The 2,526-nt window shown below is 44.5% G+C and carries 2 pseudogenes; both read right to left on the bottom strand.

Annotated elements, in window-relative coordinates:
- Positions 1 to 306, bottom strand: a pseudogene (locus K8S13_RS16135) (3-oxoacyl-ACP synthase III); the annotation flags it as partial.
- Positions 303 to 2,526: pseudogene (locus K8S13_RS16130) on the bottom strand (beta-ketoacyl synthase); the annotation flags it as partial. The pseudogenes K8S13_RS16135 and K8S13_RS16130, both read right to left, overlap by 4 nt.

The following is a 2,526-nucleotide window of genomic DNA, read 5'->3' as shown; positions in this document are numbered from 1 at the left end:
ACAGGATGTGGCCGGTTCAAATCCATCCTGGCCCACTCCGCAATAGACAAGGGCGCCAATCTGATCCGGGGAAATGTTGGCTTCGTCAAGGGCTCTTTGTCCGGCAACGGCTGCATGTTCAGCAAGGGTATGGTCTTCATCCCAGTATCTTCTCTCTTTTATACCGGTTAAGACTTCAAGCTGCCCGTGTTCAAACCCTACTGTTTCATAGAAAGGAGCCAGTTTTTCTTCCAGCTCTTCTGTCGTTACAATATTGGGGGCAAGTTCATATCCAAAGGATTCTATAAACACTCTTGAATATTTCATTGTTTTTTCCAAAAAGATTTAAGCTCAGTCTTTGTCAGGCCCACAATTTTCATTCCCATATTTTTGTACAGGACAATTCTTAACTCATCGGAAAACATGTGTGCATCAGCTATTACATAAGGTTCCATGGCATATCCCATTTTTTTGATTTCTATTTCATATCGGACTTTTTTTGTGTCAGGGGTCACAGGTCCCCGGCATTTTAAATCACTCTCATTGTCCGGAACAACATCATAAAAAACATCATCCCGGTCGCTTACCCAACCCATTCTCTGGGTAAAGACCCTTAAGGCATGGGCACAGCATTCATACATCAGGGTCCCCGGCATGACCCTGTCATCAATAAAATGGCACTTTAAAAACCAGTCATCCGGGTGGATATCTGCCTCGGCAATAATGGAACCAAGACAAAACCTGCCACCTGTGGGATCAAATTCAAGAACCCTGTCAATAAGGTGCATCCTGCCGCCGGGAAGTCTTTGATGTTTTCCAAGCTGTATATGTTCAAAATCTTTTCCAAAGGCTTTCCCAAGATTTCCCTGCCGCAGAGCCTCAAGTTTTTCATCGGAAAAACGCTCTTTTTTAACCGGAACCAGGGGAGAAAATTTTAAATCAGGGCTTATCTGTTTTAAGTCTTCCATCTTAAGAATAATACCGCCTGAATCCTCAACCTCCTGTTCCGTAAAAAAACCAGCGCATCCGTCCTGCATAGATATCAGCAACTGGCCGTTAATATAGCCTTTATAATGAAAAAAGAACAGGTATACATCTCCCTGTTTTAAAAACCGATCAATTTCAATATGATACTCAATGGTTTCAAAAGCTTCCGGTAATGTCCTGTGAAAGGTGACCCTGGCATCTAAAAGCCTGTATTTCCGGGTTCCTTTGACTGCATGGTCAATGCCTAACCATGCGCATAAAAACAGATCTGCCTGGCCGGCTTCAATGGAGATGGAAACAGGGGCCTTTGGGCCGTCCAGATACCAGGCATTCTGCCTGACATCGTGCTGAGTAATAATTTTACCCGAGTTCAGGGACAGCATTTTCCCTTGAATCTCCATGATCCTGTCCACCAGCATTAACGGTTCATCCGGCAGTCTCACCCTGACAGGATAGGTGTCTATAATCTCAAATTTTTTCCCAAGCACATTGCCTGCTTTTCCAATGGCATACTCAAGGCATTGCTCCCTGTCCAGGAAGGGGGTTTTAGAAATCCCGGCAGGTTCTTCCATGCTTGGGCCAGGGATAGAGCCCGGGATAGAAACTGGCTGATCGCCTGTGGCCTGCATGACATTGCCGGCCAGCTGTGTCAGGGTTTTAAACTGTTTTTCAAGAACCTGCATGTTTTCTGTTGAAAATTCAAGGAATTTTTCATGGGCATTGGATGTTGCAAGGCTGGCCCTGGCAATCAGCTCCGGATCAAGGATCGGGCTAACTTGCTGGGCTTGATTATCTGAAATTTCATTACCAACAAGGTGTTCCTGGATTCTCAAAAGTGTTTCTTCTAAGATCTGCCGTGGGTTTATTTTAATGATCAGGTCTTTTGTTGATGGAGTCTTAAGAGCAGATAACGGGTCTTTTTTACTTTCCTGCCTGTTTTTTTCAAGGATCACATGGGAACAGGCACCATCCAGGGTAATGGATGCGACACAGGCCTTTGATATTGTTTTATTTAAAGGCATCTGCCTGTCATTCAGGTAAAGCGCTGTCTTGATAACGGAAAATAATGCGGATGCACCCCTGGTGTTTCCAATGATAGAAGAGGTTGATGAGACAGGGCAGGGGGAAATACCCGGATCTTTTAAAGAAAGCGTGTTTAATATCTTAGCCTCGGTTGCATCGTCTTCCTTTATCCCTGTAGAACAGGTTTCATAAAGACTGATATCTTTTAATGATGTGTTTGAATCTTTGAGGGCATTTTCAAGGGATTGAGTATAAAGGGTTTGTGATATTTTTGAATCATAATTTGTTTCACCGGGAATAGGACCACCGCTTGCACCTGCCACACCGGTGATGACACCGTAAATCCTGTCATTGTCTTCAATGGCTTGATCCAGCCGTTTTAAAACAATGGCGGCAGCCCCTTCAGACGGCAGGATTACTTGGGTATGGGGTTTGGCTGTATCATTGAGGGCAAACTGCCGGATATCCCCTGCAAGGTCGACACAGCCGCAGATAAAGACATCGGTTTCATAAGCACTTAAAGAATGAACAGCTGTT

The organism is Desulfobacula sp. (assembly GCF_021107415.1).
This window is presented reverse-complemented; position numbering and strand designations above follow the sequence as displayed.